The organism is Planctopirus hydrillae, assembly GCF_001707835.1.
In the GTDB taxonomy this organism is placed as follows: Bacteria; Planctomycetota; Planctomycetia; order Planctomycetales; family Planctomycetaceae; genus Planctopirus; species Planctopirus hydrillae.
Map to the genome: position 1 here is coordinate 22,118 of NZ_LYDR01000108.1, position 18,873 is coordinate 40,990.

Genomic DNA, 18,873 nt, shown 5'->3' on the forward strand with positions numbered 1-18,873 from the left:
CATCATGACGACCTGAGTTATCACGACGTGAGCTGGTGCAATCCGTCGGAAGTTCTTGCACCCTCCCTAATAATCAACATTCGATACGAACTCATGGCGACTGATACTTCGCGGCCTGCGAGAGAGAAGTGGCATCCATGCCGACAGACCATCCCTGGGATCTCAACGTGGTGGGAAAGAGGGATCGAAGAGGGGCCTGTCCTTCTCTCGCAGACATCAGGCAAAATATGGATTTTAAGATGTCAGCAGAACAGCACTGACGGTACTCGACGAGGGCTGTTTCGGCACATTTGCAGTTGCATGATGCTCGATTTGCAGCTTGACGCGAAGCTCAATCAGTTACTGGCTCAAATCCTGAAAGAGAGGATTGAACTGAGGCATCTCCGCCCTTAAGTGTTCCAGCCAGGCTGCCGGCTGCCATAGCTCCACGCAAATGACCGCCCCGACCACAATCACTTCCTGATTCGCCGAAACTCCGAGAAACTCCCGAAATCCATCAGGTAATAACAGGCGAGACCGATTCGCCAGTTGCACTGTCCGGAAGCGCGTCGAAAGCAGTCGCCCCAGTCGCTGCACCTCCGCATAACGCTGCTCCATCCGGCCTGCCTGGATCTTTTGATGAATCAGCGAGACCCCCTGCTTCAGCTTGAGCTGCCAATCACTGGCTCGCCATAAACTCAAGCACCCGGCTCGCTCCTTAACCAGAATCGTCTGGCCACTTTCATCAGCAATCGCCTGAGCAAATTCCGGTGGTAAAGTCAGTCGAAATCGCTCGTCGAGCGTTCGGCTCACTTCTCCCGAAATCATACCCTGTGCCACCAGAACCTCCCCGCGGAGAAAATCCTCGACAGGCGAAGTTCCTCCCGGCGATGAGCCTGAATCCAACGGTGGCAAAGCTCCTGCCAATCCAGCCTCGCAATCCTGAAACACATGCACAACAAAGGGTCTGATCACCCACAAGATCTAAAGATCTGGGCTTAAAATCCACATTTAAATCATTTTTCAAAGAGCTTTTGGGCAAAAAACCCACATCGGCAGAATCCTACCGAGGGGCAATCGGAAGTTCAAAACAAATTGCTCCACTTTTATCGTTTTTTACGATTTCAACGATTTTGCTGGTCCGCAGGTGCACTCCTGTTGTGAGTGCGGCATCCTGTTGAGTAAGACCTCTCCAGCAGTTCGAAAATCACCCACCATTGCAGAGCGTTCTACGGCAATCAGTTGAATATCCCAGTCAGAAGCCAATGGCATTACAGAACAGAACTTAATGGATCCTGCCATGTTGTCTGAGTTCGATGACAGCATCCCCAACCACATGCCTCAACAGGAGCACGAAGCGGACTCACGCTCCTCCAATGAACCGTCTTCTACGGAGAGCCAGAAGCCTGCTGTGCTGAAGACTTACGTTGAGGTTCCAGAGGATTTGCCCACCCATGCCACGCGCTGGAAGTTCCGGACAACCATGGATGGCTATTGCCTGGCTTCACGCGGACGCTGGACGCTTCAGGGATTAGGTGTGCTGTTCCTGCTGAATCTCTTCTGGAATGGAGTCGTGCTATTGGTCTCGTGGGAAGCTCTGCTCAAACCAGGGATCGAGCGATTCAACATCGACTGGCTGATGAAAGCCGCTTTCCTCTCGATCTTTGGTGTGATTGGCCTGTTTCTTTTACTGCTGCTGATTCTTGAACTGGTCGAGCCTTTTCATACCCGCACCTGGGAGTATGGCAATGTTTTGATCGTCTGCCGCCTCGCCTGGTTTGGGATTGGCTACACCTGGGCTTATCCTCGCCAGAGGTTGGCACGAATCGATGTGACTTATTTGCCGCGAGTTGATCTTCCTGAGAATGAACCGGGGAAGCGTCGCCGTAAACAAAATCGATCAAATTCTCAGCAGTTGAAGCCTTACGAAAAGGCCTCACGCATCTTCACTCTCGCATTGATCTCAGCGAACGATGAAGTCGTTTGCACATGGGACGGCTTGAACCTCGAAGAGTGCGACGTCATCGGCCCGTCACTGTTATGGATCGATCGCCAATTGAGTTGAACGAAGCACGCTACCTGCGGTAAGGCTCTGTTTGTTCCCGTCGCCACACACTGGGGGCCACACCCATCGCCCGCTTGAAGGCGACGCTGAAATACTCGTCGTGAGCAAAACCTGAGCGATGTGCAATCGTTGAGAGGGAAAGATCTGTCTCAACCATGAGCTGACGGGCTCGCTCGAGCTTCAATCTTAGAATCTCAGCATGTGGGGTACGCCCCAGCCGCCGTTCAAACCGCTGTTCGAGAACGCGCCTGGAAAGAGGCACAATCTTGAGTACGTCGTTGACATGAATGCCCTCGAAAGCATGTTCGCGAATGAACCGCAACGCCAGAGCCACATCGCGATCGTCGAGCGCCAGAACATCGGTCGATTGCCGCGTGATCACACCCAGGGGAGGAACCCGCAGACAATCCTCCTTCAGGTTGACTCCCTGCATCTGCTCATCGAGGAACTGGGCTGCCACCGCCCCTGCTCTCACGGCGTTGGGTGCAATACTCGTTAAGGGAGGATCAGCGAGTTCGCACAACAATTCGTCGTTATCCACGCCAATGACGGCCACATCATCGGGCACAGACAGTCCCAGATCTCGACAGGCATCGAGCACCTGGCGAGCCGTGCTGTCATAGCAACCCATGACACCGACCGGTTTGGGCAACATACGCAGCCACTCAATCAGCGATTTCTCGGCAACTTCGGGGGCTAACCCCTGATGATCAAACATCTCACAACGGCCACCAGCCGCCAGGACGGCTTCAAGGAATGCCTGCTTTCGCCAGTTCGACCAGTTAAAAGAACTGTCACCGCAATAGGCAAAATTCTGAAAGCCTCGTTCGAGTAAATGAGCGACAGCCATTTCGGCAATCGCCACGTCATCTGTTTCCACCCACGGAATCTGTGGCCACAAGCGGGCCGCACTGACATCGACGACCGGGATTTTCAGCGCCTGCAATCGCTCCGCAATCAACGGCGTCTCGACACGGGCAATCACACCATGAAAGTTTGTTTTGGAAAGCCACTCCGGCGGTGCATCACCTCGACCCTGCTCGGTTAAATGAATCGACCAGCGCCTGTGCTGCTGCCGGACGTATTGCTGAATCCCCATGAGCACTCCACGGGCATACGCATTCGAAGATTCAATCAGTAATGCGACACGCAGCCGGGGAGGAGTTTGCATTGATGGAAATTTCTTCCTTCCAAGGAAGTGTCAAAGCTTCACCACAAACAACAGATTTGACGCGATCCAGACAAGTCCAACGAAAAGATCATCCCGTTCAAGAATCCAAGCAGCACCTGTGAACAAGTGATCTTTCTCATATCATCAATAACTTTTGCGTTGAAGCCCACTTCATTTCAAGCTTTGATCGTTAGATTTCACGTTTTCCTGTTCAGGTAAATTTTCTCAACTATTTGAATCAAAACCTCATTGTGACGTTATCCCCGCCAGTTATGTTGAATGCATCGAGTCTGAACGGCGCTTGTCGTCGCTCTCCGCTCGATCCCCCTGAAATCAACGCTTTTGTGCTCCGCGATATCCAACTGTTACCAGCCAACCACTCCGAATTCATCGAGCCGAGATCATCATGAGTGTCCCGAATTCTTCCTCGTCACCCCGCTTTCGTGTTGCCATTGTCGGGCTTGGTTTTGGAGCCGAGTTTATTCCCATTTACCAGCGGCATCCCGGTGCCGAGATGTACGCCATCTGCCAGCGGAACGAAGCCCACCTGCATGAAGTCGGCGATCGCTTCGAAATTGGAACGCGTTACACCAGCTACGATGATGTCCTGGCCGACCCCAAGGTCGATTTCGTTCATATCAATTCGCCCATTCCCGATCACGCGTGGATGTCACTGAAGGCCCTGGAAGCGGGCAAGCATGTGATGTGTACTGTCCCGATGGCCACAACAATTGAAGAGTGCGATCAGATCTGTGAAGCGGTCGCCCGGACTGGCAAGAAGTACATGATGGCGGAAACCGTGGTTTATTCCCGCGAGTTCCTGTTCATCAAGGATCTGTATCTCAAGGGAGAACTGGGCGAGATTCAGCATCTGGCGGCATCTCATCCTCAGGATATGGATGGCTGGCCAGCTTACTGGGAAAAGATGATCCCCATGCATTATGCCACGCATGTCGTCAGCCCCTGTCTGGGTCTGCTCGATAAACGGGCTGAGTACGTGAGCTGTTTTGGTTCCGGTAAGGTTCGAGATGATATTCGTGAAAAATCGGGCAATCGCTTTGCAGTAGAAACCTGCCACATCAAGGTGCAGGATAGCGATGTCGTCGCTCACATCTGGCGATTCCTGTACGACGTTGCTCGCCAGTACCGTGAAAGCTTCGATGTCTATGGCACGAAGAAGAGCTTCGAGTGGACGTTGGTGGAAGATGAACCCCACGTGATTCATACGGCGAAAAAACCCGAGCCCGAGATCCCCTCAAAAATCGAAGTTCCCGATTTTGCCCATCTACTTCCTGAACCCATTCGTATGTTTACGAAAACGATTCAGGATGCTGAGCATCTTTCCTTTGTTCAGGGAGGCGGGCACGGAGGTTCTCACCCGCATATGGTCCATGAATTCCTCTCCGCTTTAGCACAGAATCGCGACCCCTGGCCCAATGCCACACAGTCTGCCAACTGGACATGTGTGGGACTGTGTGCCCATCAGTCAGCACTCAAGGGTGGTGAAATTGTCAGACTGCCAGCTTTCACCTTGAAGTAAGAATTTTTTCCACAGACGACGAAGTCCATCACCACGCATCGAGGCACGACTTCACCCACAACAAGGGGAATTCCAGTCTCAGTGGTCATCCCGATTTCTCTCACCAGAATCCTTAATGAAACAGTTTTTCTTTTGATCGATCATTTTCCAGTCGGCAGGTCTTCTATGCGACAACTCATGAATTTCTCTCAGCGAATGCTGGCCTCTTTACTGCTTGCCAGTCTGGTTTTGATGAACTGGCCGACTCTGACAACTGGGGCCGAGAGTGGACCCCTGAATGTCCTCTTCCTGGGGGATAAAGGCCATCATCAGCCCCAGGCACGCTTCAATGACCTGCAGCCTGCACTGGCCAAACGGGGTATCAACCTGACCTACACAGAAGACCCTGGTGTTCTCAGTGCTGCCGGGCTCGCTCCGTATAAAGCCCTGGTCGTTTACGCCAATATCGACAAGATCACGCCCGAGCAGGAAACGGCTCTTATCGAGTACGTGCAGAATGGTGGCGGGTTCGTGCCACTCCACTGCGCTTCTTTCTGCTTCCGCAACTCCCCCAAATATGTGGCTCTGGTTGGTGCCCAGTTTTCGAGGCATGGGACAGGCGTCGTCGAGACTCGGCTTGAAGCCATCGATCACCCCATTCTGAAAGGTTTTTCCGGCTTCAACAGCTGGGACGAAACATATCGTCACTCGATGCACAACCCCATGGGCCGCACAGTCCTCGAATACCACCCCTTGAGTGCCGACGAGCTCAAGAAAGATCCCAAGGCAATGGCGGAAGAGCCCTGGACATGGGTTCGCAATGAGGGCAAAGGCCGCGTCTTTTACACCGCCTGGGGCCACGACGGGCGAACGTTCACCAACCCTGGTTTTCAAAACCTGGTCGAACGGGGGATTCGCTGGGCAGCCCAGGATGAAACCACAGTCCCGGAATACAAAGAAAAAGCCAGCTTCCAGCCCCCAGCCATGACAACCATCAAGCCCTCAGCGGCTCCATTTGAGTACATCGATGTCGGCAGCAAAATTCCCAACTACGTCGCCGGTGCTCAATGGGGTAAGCAGGAAAAGCCACTGTCACTCATGCAGTTACCTTTACCGCCTGAGAAGTCGCTCGAGCATTATGTAAGTCCGGAAGGGAGCCAGCTCAAACTCTTTGCCGCCGACCCAGATCTGGGTGGTAAACCGATTGCATTCAACTGGGATGAGGCGGGTCGGCTGTGGGTTTGTGAAACCATGGATTACCCCAATGAACTGCAGCCCAAAGGCAAAGGCCGCGACCGTATCCGTATTGTCTCGGACACCAACAACGACGGCGTTGCCGATCGCTTTGATATCTTCGCCGAAGGACTGAGTATCCCGACTGCAATCGTTTGCGTCCGTGGTGGCGCGATTGTGCAGGACGGCCCGGAGACGATCTTCCTCAAGGATACCAATGGCGATGGCAAAGCCGATGTTCGCAAGCTGCTGATCAGCGGCTGGGCCATTGGCGATACCCACGGCGGTGTCAGCAATTTCCAGTATGGGCTCGATAACTGGATCTGGGCCATGCAAGGCTATAACGATTCACAGCCGATCTTGACTAATGGTCAGGCGGCAGGTCGATTCAAGCAGGGCTTCTTCCGTTTCAAGGTTTCTGTCGGTGCTGATGGCCTCCCCGAAGTCAACGAACTGGAGTTCATCCGTTCGACCAACAACAACACATGGGGGTTAGGCATCAGCGAAGATGGGCTGATTTTTGGATCGACCGCCAATCATAACCCCTCGGTCTATATGCCAATTCCGAACCGATACTACGAGCAGGTTCGTGGCTGGGCCGCTCGCGGTTTAGGAACCATTGCCGATACCCATCTATTCAAGCCGATTACCACCAAGGTAAGGCAGGTCGACCATCATGGTGGCTACACCGCCGGTTGCGGCCACGCACTCTATACCGCCCGCAACTATCCCGAATCGTGGTGGAATCGCACAGCGTTTGTTTGCGGCCCCACAGGCCATCTGGTGGGTACTTTTGTGCTGACTCAGAATGGGACAGATTTCTCGTCAACCAGCCCGAATAACCTTGTGGCCAGTGATGATGAATGGGCCGCCCCCATCATGGCGGAAGTCGGGCCGGACGGGAACATGTGGATCCTCGACTGGTATAACTACATCGTGCAGCATAACCCGACACCCGCTGGCTTCAAAACCGGTAAAGGGAATGCGTACGAAACTGATCTGCGGGATAAGAAGCATGGCCGCATCTTCCGTCTGATCTGGAATAGCCGTCCGGGTGCAGTCACTGCCGATCAATCGACCACACGCAGCCTGGCAGGTGCTGATCCACAGACTCTCGTCAAAGCCCTCGAAGACAATAACTTCTTCTGGCGAAAGCAAGCCCAGCGTCTGCTGGTGGAGCAGCAGGATCAATCCGTCGCACCCGCACTTCTGGCCCGGCTGGGAGAACACCGCGTCGATGCCATCGGTCTCGATCCCGGTGCCATCCATAGTGCCTGGACACTCAAGGGTCTGGGTCAACTGGAAAGTCTCAGCGATCCCGCGACCGTCAAGGCTCTCACAGCGGGCCTGACTCATCCCTCAGCAGCGGTCCGCCGAAATGTGATTCAGACGTTGCCACCTGTCCCCATGACACCTTCATTGATTGCCAGGACAAAAGTGGCAACCGATGAAGAACCTCTCGTCAGGCTGGCGGCTTTTCTGGCACTGGCCGATGCACCAGCGACCAGCGAATCAGCAACCATCATTGCCGGTGCGTTGCGTGATCCTGCAGTCTTTGCTGATCGATATCTCCCTGAGGCATTAACAGCAGCGGCTGCTCGTAACGATGTCCTGGTCATTGAGGCTCTGGCGGAAAAGACTGCTCAGACCACACCTTCCCGAGCCCCACTTGCCGGACCTGCTCTGGAGTTATTGAAACGCGTCGCGGAACATTCGGCCCGCAGCGACAAATCCGAATCTGGCGCTGTGATGCTCGCTCAGATTTCAAAAATGCCTCAGGATGCAGCCGAAGCGATCATTGCCGGGCTGTCAACAGGCTGGCCTCGCAAATCAACAGAGGCAGCGAATGCAACACCCGAGCAGGTTGAGGCCATTACAAAATTGTATCGCGAGGTTTCACCAGCCAGCCGCTCGCAGCTTCTCGCCTTGAGTCAGCGGATGGGGTTGAATGTGCTCGAAAAGTATTCTGGCGAACTGGCTGCACAGTTTCTCGCCAGGGTGAAAGACGCCAAGCTGCCCGAAGCCGAACGACTGGCAGCCGCCCGCGATTCGATCGCACTACTGCCAACCAATGCCGAGATTGCCGGCCAGCTCCTGGATCAGCTTTCGGTCAAGTCGACTCCGCAGTTGACCAATGGGATTCTATCAGCACTCGCTGCTTCCGAATCGCCCATGACAGGGACAGCCCTCATTAGTCACCTGGGAAGCATTACTCCAGGTTCCCGTCCACAGGCTTTGCGAATGCTGCTCGCTCGCAACGACTGGACACTCTCGCTCCTCGAAGCCAGCCAGGCCGGTAAACTGAGTCTGGGTGAATTGCCACTCGATCAGCAGCAGTCTCTGGCAGCTCACCCTGATGCCAGGATTCAAAAGCTGGCACGCGAGATTCTTGCCAAGGGTGGTGGGCTGGCCAGTGCTGACCGCCAGGCGGTGATTGATCAACTCGATTATGTGACGAAAGAGACGGGCGATCCTGTCGCTGGCAAGCTGATTTACACTCAACAGTGTGCCAAGTGCCACGTGTACGGTGATCTGGGTCAAAAGGTCGGGCCGAATCTCACCGGGATGTCGGTGCATCCAAAGCACGAGTTACTGGTGCACATTCTTGACCCGAGCCGCAGTGTTGAAGGGAACTATCGGGCCTATTCCGTGGTGCTGGATGATGGTCGTGTCTTCACCGGGCTGCTCGCTTCGGAAACAAGAACCACCATTGAATTGCTCGATGCCGAAGGTAAGCCTCAATCCATTCAGCGGGATGAGATCGAGGAACTGGTTGCCTCAACAAAATCGTTGATGCCCGAAGGCTTCGAGAAGCAGATCACTCCCGCCGGGATGCGCGATCTGCTGGAGTTCCTCAAACAGCCCGGCAAATACCTGCCACTTCCACTGGAGAAGTTTGCCACGATCAATACAACTCGGGGAATGTTCTACAGTGCCGATGCTCAGGCAGAACGGTTGATCCTGGAGAACTATGCCCCCCGCAATGTGGGCGATGTTCCTTTTGCTTTCGTTGACCCGAAGGGTGCGACCACCCCTAATGCCATCATGCTCTACAGTGCAAATGGCAAGTTCCCTCCCGAAATGCCAAAACAAGTCACATTGCCTTGTGGCCTTAAGGTGAAAACGATTCACCTGTTGGGCGGCGTGGGTGGCTGGGCCTTCCCTGCCTCAGAAAAAGGGACCACCTCGATGATTGTCCGGCTGAAGTACAGCGATGGTTCGACTGAAGATCACAAGCTGATCAATGGAGAACACATTGCTGATTACATCCGCCGGGTCGATGTCCCCCAATCGACCTTTGCCTTCTCGGCCCGTGGGCAGCAGTTGCGCACCGTCTCGATTAACTGCGGCAAGGATCTCCCTCTGGAGACGATTGAACTCATCAAAGGGAATGACGGGACAGCCCCCGTGGTCATGGCCGTCACACTTGAGACGGGACAGCAACCTGCCGCCAAAAAGGAATAAGCTTCCCACGTAAGAGCTGATGGAACAGTCTTTAAACCTGGTAAAACCATCTCACATTCTGCCGCGGAATCCCGTTCTCAAAGCGAGAACGGGATTTTTTTATGTGCTGATCTCGTGTGTCAGTGAGTCAGACGCAGAGACTCCGTGAGCTGATGGTCACATTCAACATCGCCTGGGGAACGATATCCAGAAATCTGGTATCATCGATTCAATCGCTACATTCTTCCAAGGTGGAAAGATCAATCTTAAGAGTGAGCAGCCGCTTGATAAGCACTGTCACTCAACGAGTTGAGGAAGCTTCTTCCCGAGGCATTTCCACCGGCGAAACTGTGAACGAATCACCAGTCAACCCTTTGAAGAAACGTGCTTGAATGCTGAAGAGGTTTTTCCGTAACTACCTTTCGCGACATCGAGATCCAGTCAATATCGTATTGCATGTCGTGGGGCTGCCACTCACCTTTGTGGCCCCTGTGGTGTGGCTGGTGAATGGTGGAGAACTGGTGAGCGCCTGGAGCCTCTTTTTGACAGGGTACGCACTGCAGTTCACTGGACATGCGTGGGAGGGGAACGACCCTGGCGAAGTGATTGTTGTGAGGAAAATGCGGGGTATACCGTTCGTAGAGGTTGCTCCTCAGAAGCCTGATGAAGCGACACAGTTTTCAAACAAGTTCGCAGCAGCAAGCGACGATAGACCCAACGACCAATAGCAGAGGCATGCATTTGGGGGTTTGATCCACACCAGTTGTGGATTGCCGGATGAAGGGTGGAACCCTTCATCCGCAGGCTGCTTGAGCGGCCTTCATCGATGATTGGAAGGAGCCAATCGTCAGCCCCAGACATGCATGATGGCAAGGGAGCCTCTTCATGCCGTGGCAACGTTGGAAAAAATCGATCGCATTGGCTTTGACGGCAGTTCTACTGCCAGGTTGCTCGGGAACAAACAGAAATGTTTCGTACCTGGGTGATGCAGAGCTGAACTACTACAAGAACGCTTCGCTGACAACCGAGTACGCTGCGGTTGATCAGGCCACTCCGCTTGATATCGTGAATTCGGATCGTCCGCGCACGATTCGGGATCGGACTCAGGACGAAATCTGGGATCTCTCCTTGATGGAGTCGATCCACATGTCCATTGCCAACAACAAGATGATTCGAACCAGGGCACAGTTCCTTGCTCAGAGTCAATTGCTGGTGAACCCCGCTCTGGCACCTTCGATCTATGATCCCGCTTTGAGGCAGACGGGCTTCCTCTTTGGCACACGTGGTGTCGAAGCAGCACTGGCTGACTTCGATACTCAGTTCACCAGTTCGATGCTCTGGGGACGCAACGAGACGATTGCCAACAGTTCCTTTGGAACTTCCCCGCTGTTCGGACTTTCCCAGGAAACCGGGAATTTTAATGCGGCTCTGCAGAAGACGATGGCGAATGGTGGCACTGTCACTTTAAGCCACAATATGAACTACCTGGGGACCAATCAGCCCTTCACCACTTATCCATCGAGTTACACGGGTTCGGCGAACATTAACTACACGCTCCCCTTGTGGGGTGGTTCGGGCGTGGAATACACCCGCATTGCCGGGCCGAGTGGCGGTGGTTTAGGCGCGATTACCGGTGTTTCTCAAGGTGTGGTCATTGCGAGAATCAATGAAGACATCGCTCTGGCCGATTTCGAAAACTCCGTAATCAACATGGTCAAGGATGTGGAAGATCTCTACTGGGATCTCTACCTCGCTTACCGGCAATACGATGCCGATGTGGCCAACCGCGACAGCTCACTCCGATCATGGCGGGAAGTGAAAGCGCGGATGGAAGTGGGTGCCACTGGTGGTAATGCTGCTGCTGAAGCCCAGGCCCGCGAAAACTATTTCGATACCCGGGCCCGTGTCGAGAACTCACTGGCCAGCATTTATGATCTCGAAAACCAATTCCGCCGCCTGATTGGTCTGGGCGTGAATGACGGCCGCATCATCCGGCCTGCCGACAGTCCGGTCGAAGGTGAGTATCTCGTCAACTGGGAAACCAGCCTGACCGAAGCACTGGTTCGGCGCGTCGAATTGCGTCGCCAGAAGTGGCAGATCAAGAGTCTGGAACTGCAGACAATTGCCGCCAAGAGCCTGACGAATCCACAACTGAACTTCGTTTCTCAGTACGGACTGAATGCCTTTGGAAACAAGCTCATTTCGGAGCAGACGTCCAACTACAACAGTGCCTACGGAACCATGAAAGATCGCGATCTCGAAAACTGGACATTGGGCTTCCAGCTCTCAATGCCGATCGGGTTCCGTCAGGCTTATGCCCAGTTAAGAAATATCGAACTGCAACTGACCAAGGCCCGTGCGGCACTGGCCACTCAGGAACAGGATATTTCTCACGAACTGGCCAGTGCGATCCAACGGCTGGAAACAGCGTTTGTGACGGCTCGTACCAACCTCGACCGTCGTATTGCTTCAGCCCGCCGGGTGGAAGCAACTCAAGCTGAGTACGAAGCGGGTGTCCGAGATGCCACACTTGACCTCGTTCTGCGGGCACAGGCCAGCCAGGCCCTTGCGGAAATCGCGTTGTTCACCAGTCTGGTCAATTACAATAAAGCAATTAACGATCTGAACTATCGCAAGGGAACAATTCTCGACAATTCGAATATCACCCTGGGCGAAGGCGAATGGACATACGAAGCCCAGCAGCAGGCACTTCAGAAAGCCTGGGCACGCAGTTACGCCTTCCGTAATCCTTTGCTCAAGGCCAGCCCGGAAGATTTTTCTTCACCTGTGCCTTACCCCAAAACAGATCTCACCTGGCAAGGGATCAATGGGGATGATGGGTTGATTCCTCAGCCTGCACCCGCTGGTGGAGCCATTCCGCCAGCACCGGGGATGGAACAACCCGTGGCACCTGTGGTACCGCCTCAAGATGAGACACCCTAAGAAAGTGGCTTCGGCGCTCTTCACTGTGATTTCACCAGCGAATGTGTTGCTGACAACTCAAGCAGGGCCGGCCGAATGCAAAGTCATTCGACCGGCCCTGCGGTTTTGTTGCAGACTGCACCGTACGGAGCTCTGGTTACTTGCCGAGCATCTTGGCACAGGCCTTGGCACACTTCGCGCACATCTCAGCGCATTCCTTGCAGCAGGCCTTCGAACTCTTTTCACACATTTTCACACAATCGAGGCAAGTCTGCTCACAGAGAGCACAGGCCGCCTTCCAGTTGGGATTCTTTGTCTCAACCATCCCGGCGCAAACAGTGCACATCGACGAGCAGATCTCGCAGCAGGCCGCACATTCAGGACGATCTTTCTTGCAGCATTCAATACAGTCTGCACACACGGCAGCACATTCGCGGCAGTGCTTGGCACAACTGTCTTCAGCATTAAGAACTTCGGCCGCACCCATCGAAATACCTCCCGCACTCAATGCAGCCACAGCAGTCATCGCACCCAGCATAGAATTCAAAGCCATACGACGATTCATGATCAATCCTCTCGAAAAGGGAGCAAAAAACATTTGGGAAAACAATTTGTGAGAAACAGAGATGTCTTTCTTTTCCCAGAAAAATTACAGCGCGATGCTGGTTGCCAAAACATGCCTGCCCAGAGCTGCAAGCATGGCACACATGGCACGATTTTTCTTGAGAAGAGCATCTGTGCACAGCATTCAGCGGAATGCCGACACAATTCGATTCAGTACCCACGGAACGTGATTGGCCACAGGAATTCTGGCACACTCGCGTGACTCAAAAGATCTTTCAATCGATGAGCAGCGGGCGCACAAACAGAGTGACTGAAGAACTTGTGAATCCCTGCCAATCAGCAACGAGCCTTCTCAACATTGCCAGGAGCAATGGAGAATCTGTCGATCAGGGGGCATGGCGTGGGGTGAATCCAAAGGATTCATCACCCGGCGAGAATGCTGCCGGCCACTGGGCCAGACTTCATCGGGAATGACCAGCCAGGTCACGATGGCGGTGAAATCAGCCACTCGAATGTTAAGGCTTTCCGCCATGATCGCACGATCAGGATCAGCCGCCTCGATCATCGGGCAGGGACGATCTTTATTGATCAAACCATAAGGATCCAGGCAGCAATGCAGACGAACCAGGCGTGCGGATGGGCTGGCGTCCTTCGTGGGCACAGCGTCATGGCAGGTCAAATTCTTTGACTGACAGCACGCCGGGAGTGCCTCATGCGGCATCTGAGCAATCGTGCTCTTTGAAGTTTCCGCAGAACCCTCGTTTTGAGCAGATTCGATTTGAGAAGCCGCACAGCAACGCGTCAGCAGCAGCCCCGGGACAAACCCGGAACTGAATTGGAGCAGACAGAGAGTGGCAACCAGTAATCGAAGCATCTGAAACCTGAATCTCAATTGTGTTGAGAATCGTTTTCGAGGAAGTGGAAAAGAAGGTGATCAGTCTTTGCTCAGCTCAAGTATACGACGATGCAGCGAGTCTGGCGAGATGTGTTTGGCAAAGATCTAACGCAGCTTCAAAAGCCTTACAAAGAAACTAGACTTCCAGTTCGGCTGGAGCAATTAAAAGAGCCGTCTCAACTGATCCTGCGTATTGCGGCAATTCGCAGCGGGTCGCTCGCCAGCCGGAATGGACAATCGCTCCGGTAAAAGGTGGCCCACCTTCGACTTTGCCAGTCACTTTCCAAAGACGGGCCTGAGTCGCATCAATGGTCACGCGACTCCCTTCTTCCCGCGACTCCACTCGTTCAAGAGCAAAAACTCGTTTCACGACCGTGCGACAATCGCGATGGATATCCCGGGCGACTGCCCCAATCTGGGCATCGTCAAAGCTGCTGAGATCTTCCTGCAGGAAATCAACGAACCGGGCTTCGCGCTGCAACATCGCGAGGAATGTCACCGCAGGGTTCTGCGACGGCTCAACTGCCTGAGACCGCGCCGGTGGAGTTGCCTGAGGAACGCTCGTCTCGCGGGCTGCTGGTGCTGGCAATGACGCAGCGGCACTTTTCCCTTCCAGTGCCTCTTCAACCAGCGCAGCTTTCTGATCATTGAAAAGCGTGCCGAAAAACGCTCGAAATGCTGTTCCCAGGTGGATCATGCCAGCTCCTTCATTCCCTATCTCTTGAGGCTCGCAGCTTTCCGAACTCAATGATCATTTGATGAGCCGGCCAGAACACCTGACAAAACCAGCGGCTGCAGTTCAATCCGCCACAGCAAGGCAGATTCTGGGGCCGCGAACACTGCTTGAAAGATCCAGCTCACTCATCGCCTCTTGCAATTGGCCTGCCGTCGTACGATGCGTCATGATCACGAGCGGCACCACGGGGGTGTTGCTCTTGGCATCGACTTCAGGCGCTTCCGGCTGCACAATCGAAGCGAGGCTGATGCCCTTAGCCCCCAGAATGCCCGTGACTTCGGCCATCACGTTCGGTTTATCTTCAACCCGCAATCGAAGGAAATAGCGGCTCGTCGTCTGATGGGCCGGCATCACCGGGTATTCGGGACGCTCACGCCACAGATCGAGCCTCTCGAAAGTGAGTTGTGCCCGACCCACCGCGAGATCAATCAAGTCAGCAGCACAGGCCGATGCCGTCGGAGCCTGCCCGGCTCCACGGCCCGAATACCACATCTTGCCAACCATGTCGCCTTCGAGCAAAACCGCATTAAACGGTCCAGAAATCTGCGAAAGAGGCGTATCCTTACGAATCAAAGTGGGCCGGACACTCATTTCCAACTCGCGATTGGTGAGCCGGGCCTGTGCCAGCAACTTGATATGATAACCCAGATCACTGGCACATTTGAGGTCGCTCAAATCGAGCGAATCGATCCCTTGAATTTCGAACTGGCTGGTTGTGACGCGGGTGCCAAAAGCGAGCTGGCACAAAATCCCCAGCTTCTGGGCGGCATCCAGCCCATTGACATCCAACGTTGGATCGGACTCGGCATAGCCAAGATCCTGGGCCTGTTTGAGAGCCGTGTGATAATGCTGGTGGTTGGCCTGCATCTCCGTGAGAATGTAGTTACTCGTTCCATTCAAAATCGCCTGAATGGCAATGATCTGATTGGCTGCCATCGACTGCCCGACAGCCGCAATAATGGGAATCCCGCCCGCCACAGCCGCTTCAAAGCAAACTGTACGCCCGTACTCCCTGGCGGCTTGGAAAATCTCATTCCCATGTTCGCACAAGAGGGCTTTATTGGCCGTGACGACGTCTTTTCCTGCCTTGAGAAGTGCCAGAATCACTTCTCGTGCGGGATGAATCCCCCCCATCAGTTCCATGGCGACCGTAATTTCCGGGTCGTTGATCACGGCCTGAATATCATTCGTCAAGACACCGCTTTCGAGGCGGATGTCCCTTGGCTTGTTCAGGTTACGAACAACTGCCCGCTTGAGGACAATGGGTCGGCCAGCCCGTTCGGCAATGCGATGCGGGTGATCCGTGAGAATCCGAGCCACGCCTGTGCCCACGTTGCCTAAACCAACAATCCCAACCTTCAATGGTGCGACCGCCATGGGGTCTCCGACATACAACAGTTAAGAGCGCTTGCAGTTTTCGGTTTTGAATAGAGAGAAGTCATGTTAGAAACAGCTTTTCGCCACCCAATTATGTTGTCATCGTAATGGCGGTGAAGATGTCCTGCCACACTACAGGCGTACTTCAACCTGACTACCCACTGAACATCTGTGACAATCCGGCTGATCCGCTGTTATTAGTTTTCCACCTTCCACTTTGAAAGGAGACTTGGGCATGTCCATCACAACCCCTGCTTTCCAGGTGGGAGCGGTGACTTATCTGAATTCCAAGCCGCTGATTGAAGATCTGCCTGAACTTTTTCCCAACTCCACGTTGAAGCTCGATTATCCCAGCCGACTGGCGGATGCTCTGGCGGCCCATCAACTCGATGTGGCACTCATTCCATCCATCGAATACTTCCGGCTGGCACCAAAAACTCCCTGCAGCATTGTCTCCGACGCCTGCGTGGCCACACACGGCCCGGTGCACAGCGTGAAACTCTACAGCAGAGTCCCCTGGAGCAAAGTTCGGACACTGGCGCTGGATGAAGGTTCCCGTACCAGTGCTACCCTTGCCAGAATTCTGCTGCACGAACGCCTGGGACTGAAGCCGAGACTCACCTCATTCCCGTTGGCCTCATCCATTGAAGAGACTGACGCCGATGCAGTCCTGATGATTGGTGATCGCGCGATGTCCCCTCCAGGGGAGACTTTTTTCGATGCGTGGGATCTGGGAGAAGAATGGCATCGCGATACGAACCTCCCCTTCGTGTTCGCCATGTGGGTCGCGACTGGCCGACTGGTGGAATCCTCAAACATCAAGCCAGACCGAATTCATCAACCGACCGATCCTGATGCCTCAGAGCAGTTCCATCTCGACCATCTGGCTGCCTTGCTTGCCGAAGCCCGCGATCGTGGCGTGGCTCGCTGTGAAGCTGTGGCTGCCCGAGAAGCACAACACATGCGGCTGACAACCGAAGAGATTGTCCGCTACTTTACTGAGAATCTGTTTTTCACCATGGGGCCAGACGAAAAGCGAGGACTGCAGTTGTACTATCAACTGGCCACCCGCCTGAATCTGGCCCCGTCAGGAGTTCAATGTGAGTTCTGCGATCCAGTCCATTCTCGATAAAGCCATCCAGGGAGATCGCCTGTCATTCGATGAAGGCCTGGCCTTGATCTCATCGCACGATTTACCTGCGATTGGAGATGCAGCTCATCGTGTGACCCATCGCCTGCATCCCGAACCATTCCGAACTTATAACATCGACCGGAATATCAACTACACCAATATCTGCACGGCTGTCTGTGATTTCTGCGCGTTCTATCGACCACCCAAACATGCCGAAGGGTACGTGCTTTCGAAAGAAGAACTGCACCAGAAAATTGCCGAGACTGTCGAGCTTGGTGGCGATCAGATTCTGCTCCAGGGGGGATTGCATCCTCATTACAAACTGGACTGGTACGAGGAAATGTTAAGCGGGATCAAGTCGGCCTTTCCTCAGGTCAACATTCACGGCTTCTCCCCCCCCGAGATTTACCACTTCACAAAGGTGAATAAGCTTCCACTCAAGACCATTCTCGAGCGGCTCAAAGAGGCTGGTTTAGGAAGCTTGCCCGGTGGTGGCGGTGAAATTCTCGTGGATCGCGTCCGCAAGGAGATCACTCGAGGAAAGGTCCTCACCGATGATTGGCTCGACGTGCATCGTGAGTGGCATAAGCTGGGTGGAAAATCGACCTGCACGATGATGTACGGTCATGTCGAAACATTGGCAGAACGCATTGAGCACCTCGAACGATTGCGTCAACTGCAGGATGAAACCGGCGGATTCACCGCGTTCATCTGCTGGTCTTTCCAGCCCGATCATACCGAGATGGCTCACATCCCACCGGCTGGCGCCTTTGAATATCTGAAGACTCAGGCCGTCGCGAGGCTCTACCTCGATAACATTCCAAATATTCAGTCTTCATGGGTCACTCAAGGTGAGAAAATTGGAGGCCTCGCCTTGTTCTATGGAGCCAACGATATGGGGAGCCTGATGATCGAAGAAAACGTGGTGGCACAAGCCGGGACAGTCCATCATTTGACACTGGCCACAATTCGGCGACTCATTGAGGATGCGGGCTATATACCCAGACAGCGCAATGTGTTCTACGAGTATATCGACCAGTATCCACCAGCACCCGGGACAACGATACCCGTGTTACCGCTGGCCCGACCTGCGGATGATCATACTGCGTGTGCTTCCGCACAAAACTCTGCTGTACCGACAAAAGCCGACAAAGAACTTCTTACGATTCTCAACTAAATCGTTGGCATTTGAGCCAGCACGAGACGACGACCGTTTATTCGATGTATCAAGCCATCAATCATACTGACTATGGTATAGCTAAGTAACAATGAACAGTATTCAACGCTACGGAACAACTCGCCGCTGGTCTGATGTCGTCGTGCATGGTGGGGTCGCTTACTTCGTCGAAGTTCCAGCCGATGCAGCGGCCACTCCAGAGGCACAGTTCTCGCAGATCTTTCAGCAGGTCGAAGCCACGCTCCAAAGTGTCGGGAGTCGCTTAGACCGACTGCTGCAGGTGATGGTCTATCTCCCTTATCCTCAGGATCTGGCCGAGTTCAATCGCCAGTGGGACAACTGGATCCCCGAAGGCCATGCCCCATCGCGTGCCTGTTTGCATGCGGCACTGGTCAATCCTGCTTATCGAGTCGAACTCGTGATCACCGCAGCAATCATCGAGCGTTAAGGCAACCTCGCTCGGAGCTACTGTCTTTTACAAACAACTGTTACCCAAGGGTGGCCAGGCCAACTGGTGGCCGGGTTGTCGTACTTTGTACGATGACAAGAAGCCGCGCCATGCGCGTGCCCTGCCAAAACCTTTCACACGGCATTGGGTGGCACGACCCTGCAGGCTTTGCGGAAGGGCGTGGTCATCACGTCCTTCCAGGTCAAATTCA

Annotated in this window: 14 protein-coding genes; 8 read left to right on the plus strand and 6 right to left on the minus strand. The window is 54.0% G+C overall.

Going from position 1 to position 18,873, the window contains the following annotated elements:
- Nucleotides 1-339: 339 nt before the first annotated feature.
- A complete protein-coding gene (locus tag A6X21_RS12485) occupies nt 340-885 on the minus strand; it encodes a division/cell wall cluster transcriptional repressor MraZ (protein WP_240490253.1) in 546 nt (181 codons plus the stop codon).
- A gap of 394 nt (nt 886-1,279) precedes the next feature.
- Between A6X21_RS12485 and A6X21_RS12490 the strand changes: the two genes are divergently transcribed.
- Nucleotides 1,280-2,044 carry a hypothetical protein gene (locus tag A6X21_RS12490; protein ID WP_131818314.1) on the plus strand — a complete coding sequence of 255 codons (765 nt, stop codon included), beginning with the start codon at nt 1,280-1,282 and terminating at the stop codon, nt 2,042-2,044.
- A 10-nt stretch (nt 2,045-2,054) separates the two neighbouring features.
- Here the strand turns inward: A6X21_RS12490 and A6X21_RS12495 are convergent, their stop codons facing one another.
- Nucleotides 2,055-3,215, minus strand: a complete 1,161-nt coding sequence (locus tag A6X21_RS12495) for a XylR family transcriptional regulator (protein ID WP_068848352.1) — start codon at nt 3,213-3,215, stop codon at nt 2,055-2,057.
- Nucleotides 3,216-3,621: 406 nt separating this feature from the next.
- Between A6X21_RS12495 and A6X21_RS12500 the strand changes: the two genes are divergently transcribed.
- The 4 genes from A6X21_RS12500 (at nt 3,622) to A6X21_RS12515 (ending at nt 12,354) form a co-directional block, all read left to right on the plus strand.
- Nucleotides 3,622-4,755, plus strand: coding sequence for a Gfo/Idh/MocA family protein (locus tag A6X21_RS12500; protein WP_068848353.1), 1,134 nt, complete (start codon nt 3,622-3,624; stop codon nt 4,753-4,755).
- A 165-nt stretch (nt 4,756-4,920) separates the two neighbouring features.
- Nucleotides 4,921-9,432: a PVC-type heme-binding CxxCH protein gene (locus A6X21_RS12505; RefSeq protein ID WP_083233587.1), complete on the plus strand. Its 4,512-nt coding sequence runs from the start codon at nt 4,921-4,923 to the stop codon at nt 9,430-9,432.
- Between the two features lie 371 nt (nt 9,433-9,803).
- Nucleotides 9,804-10,139 (plus strand): Mpo1-like protein, encoded by a 336-nt coding sequence (locus tag A6X21_RS12510; RefSeq protein ID WP_013111057.1) that lies wholly within the window; start codon nt 9,804-9,806, stop codon nt 10,137-10,139.
- Nucleotides 10,140-10,296: 157 nt separating this feature from the next.
- The gene (locus A6X21_RS12515; protein ID WP_068848354.1) at nt 10,297-12,354 is read left to right on the plus strand and encodes a TolC family protein; all 2,058 of its coding nucleotides are present in this window, start codon (nt 10,297-10,299) and stop codon (nt 12,352-12,354) included.
- 136 nt (nt 12,355-12,490) lie between these two features.
- Here the strand turns inward: A6X21_RS12515 and A6X21_RS24365 are convergent, their stop codons facing one another.
- The 4 genes from A6X21_RS24365 to A6X21_RS12535 all read right to left on the minus strand — a co-directional run bounded on the left by A6X21_RS24365 (nt 12,491) and on the right by A6X21_RS12535 (nt 15,905).
- Nucleotides 12,491-12,898, minus strand: a complete 408-nt coding sequence (locus A6X21_RS24365) for a four-helix bundle copper-binding protein (RefSeq protein WP_131818315.1) — start codon at nt 12,896-12,898, stop codon at nt 12,491-12,493.
- A gap of 351 nt (nt 12,899-13,249) precedes the next feature.
- The gene (locus A6X21_RS12525) at nt 13,250-13,771 is read right to left on the minus strand and encodes a hypothetical protein (RefSeq protein WP_068848356.1); all 522 of its coding nucleotides are present in this window, start codon (nt 13,769-13,771) and stop codon (nt 13,250-13,252) included.
- 157 nt (nt 13,772-13,928) lie between these two features.
- Nucleotides 13,929-14,489, minus strand: coding sequence for a DUF2760 domain-containing protein (locus A6X21_RS12530; RefSeq protein ID WP_068848357.1), 561 nt, complete (start codon nt 14,487-14,489; stop codon nt 13,929-13,931).
- Between the two features lie 102 nt (nt 14,490-14,591).
- A complete protein-coding gene (locus A6X21_RS12535; RefSeq protein ID WP_068848359.1) occupies nt 14,592-15,905 on the minus strand; it encodes a homoserine dehydrogenase in 1,314 nt (437 codons plus the stop codon).
- Nucleotides 15,906-16,140: 235 nt separating this feature from the next.
- Here A6X21_RS12535 and A6X21_RS12540 point away from each other — a divergent pair, with 235 nt between their 5' ends.
- The 3 genes from A6X21_RS12540 to A6X21_RS12550 all read left to right on the plus strand — a co-directional run bounded on the left by A6X21_RS12540 (nt 16,141) and on the right by A6X21_RS12550 (nt 18,662).
- Nucleotides 16,141-17,037, plus strand: coding sequence for a menaquinone biosynthetic enzyme MqnA/MqnD family protein (locus A6X21_RS12540; protein WP_068848361.1), 897 nt, complete (start codon nt 16,141-16,143; stop codon nt 17,035-17,037).
- Nucleotides 17,006-18,214: a cyclic dehypoxanthinyl futalosine synthase gene (mqnC, locus tag A6X21_RS12545; RefSeq protein WP_068848363.1), complete on the plus strand. Its 1,209-nt coding sequence runs from the start codon at nt 17,006-17,008 to the stop codon at nt 18,212-18,214. Before A6X21_RS12540 ends, mqnC begins: the two co-directional genes overlap by 32 nt.
- Before the next feature lie 91 nt (nt 18,215-18,305).
- On the plus strand, nt 18,306-18,662 hold the full coding sequence (locus A6X21_RS12550; protein WP_068848364.1) for a RidA family protein: 357 nt from the start codon (nt 18,306-18,308) through the stop codon (nt 18,660-18,662).
- Nucleotides 18,663-18,873: the final 211 nt, after the last annotated feature.

Coding starts and splice junctions, on each gene's coding strand:
- A6X21_RS12490 (WP_131818314.1), top strand. CDS start 1,280: ATGTTGTCTGAGTTCGATGACAGCATCCCCAACCACATGCCTCAACAG.
- A6X21_RS12495 (WP_068848352.1), bottom strand. CDS start 3,215: ATGCAAACTCCTCCCCGGCTGCGTGTCGCATTACTGATTGAATCTTCG.
- A6X21_RS12500 (WP_068848353.1), top strand. CDS start 3,622: ATGAGTGTCCCGAATTCTTCCTCGTCACCCCGCTTTCGTGTTGCCATT.
- A6X21_RS12505 (WP_083233587.1), top strand. CDS start 4,921: ATGCGACAACTCATGAATTTCTCTCAGCGAATGCTGGCCTCTTTACTG.
- A6X21_RS12510 (WP_013111057.1), top strand. CDS start 9,804: ATGCTGAAGAGGTTTTTCCGTAACTACCTTTCGCGACATCGAGATCCA.
- A6X21_RS12515 (WP_068848354.1), top strand. CDS start 10,297: ATGCCGTGGCAACGTTGGAAAAAATCGATCGCATTGGCTTTGACGGCA.
- A6X21_RS24365 (WP_131818315.1), bottom strand. CDS start 12,898: ATGAATCGTCGTATGGCTTTGAATTCTATGCTGGGTGCGATGACTGCT.
- A6X21_RS12525 (WP_068848356.1), bottom strand. CDS start 13,771: ATGCTTCGATTACTGGTTGCCACTCTCTGTCTGCTCCAATTCAGTTCC.
- A6X21_RS12530 (WP_068848357.1), bottom strand. CDS start 14,489: ATGATCCACCTGGGAACAGCATTTCGAGCGTTTTTCGGCACGCTTTTC.
- A6X21_RS12535 (WP_068848359.1), bottom strand. CDS start 15,905: ATGGCGGTCGCACCATTGAAGGTTGGGATTGTTGGTTTAGGCAACGTG.
- A6X21_RS12540 (WP_068848361.1), top strand. CDS start 16,141: ATGTCCATCACAACCCCTGCTTTCCAGGTGGGAGCGGTGACTTATCTG.
- A6X21_RS12550 (WP_068848364.1), top strand. CDS start 18,306: ATGAACAGTATTCAACGCTACGGAACAACTCGCCGCTGGTCTGATGTC.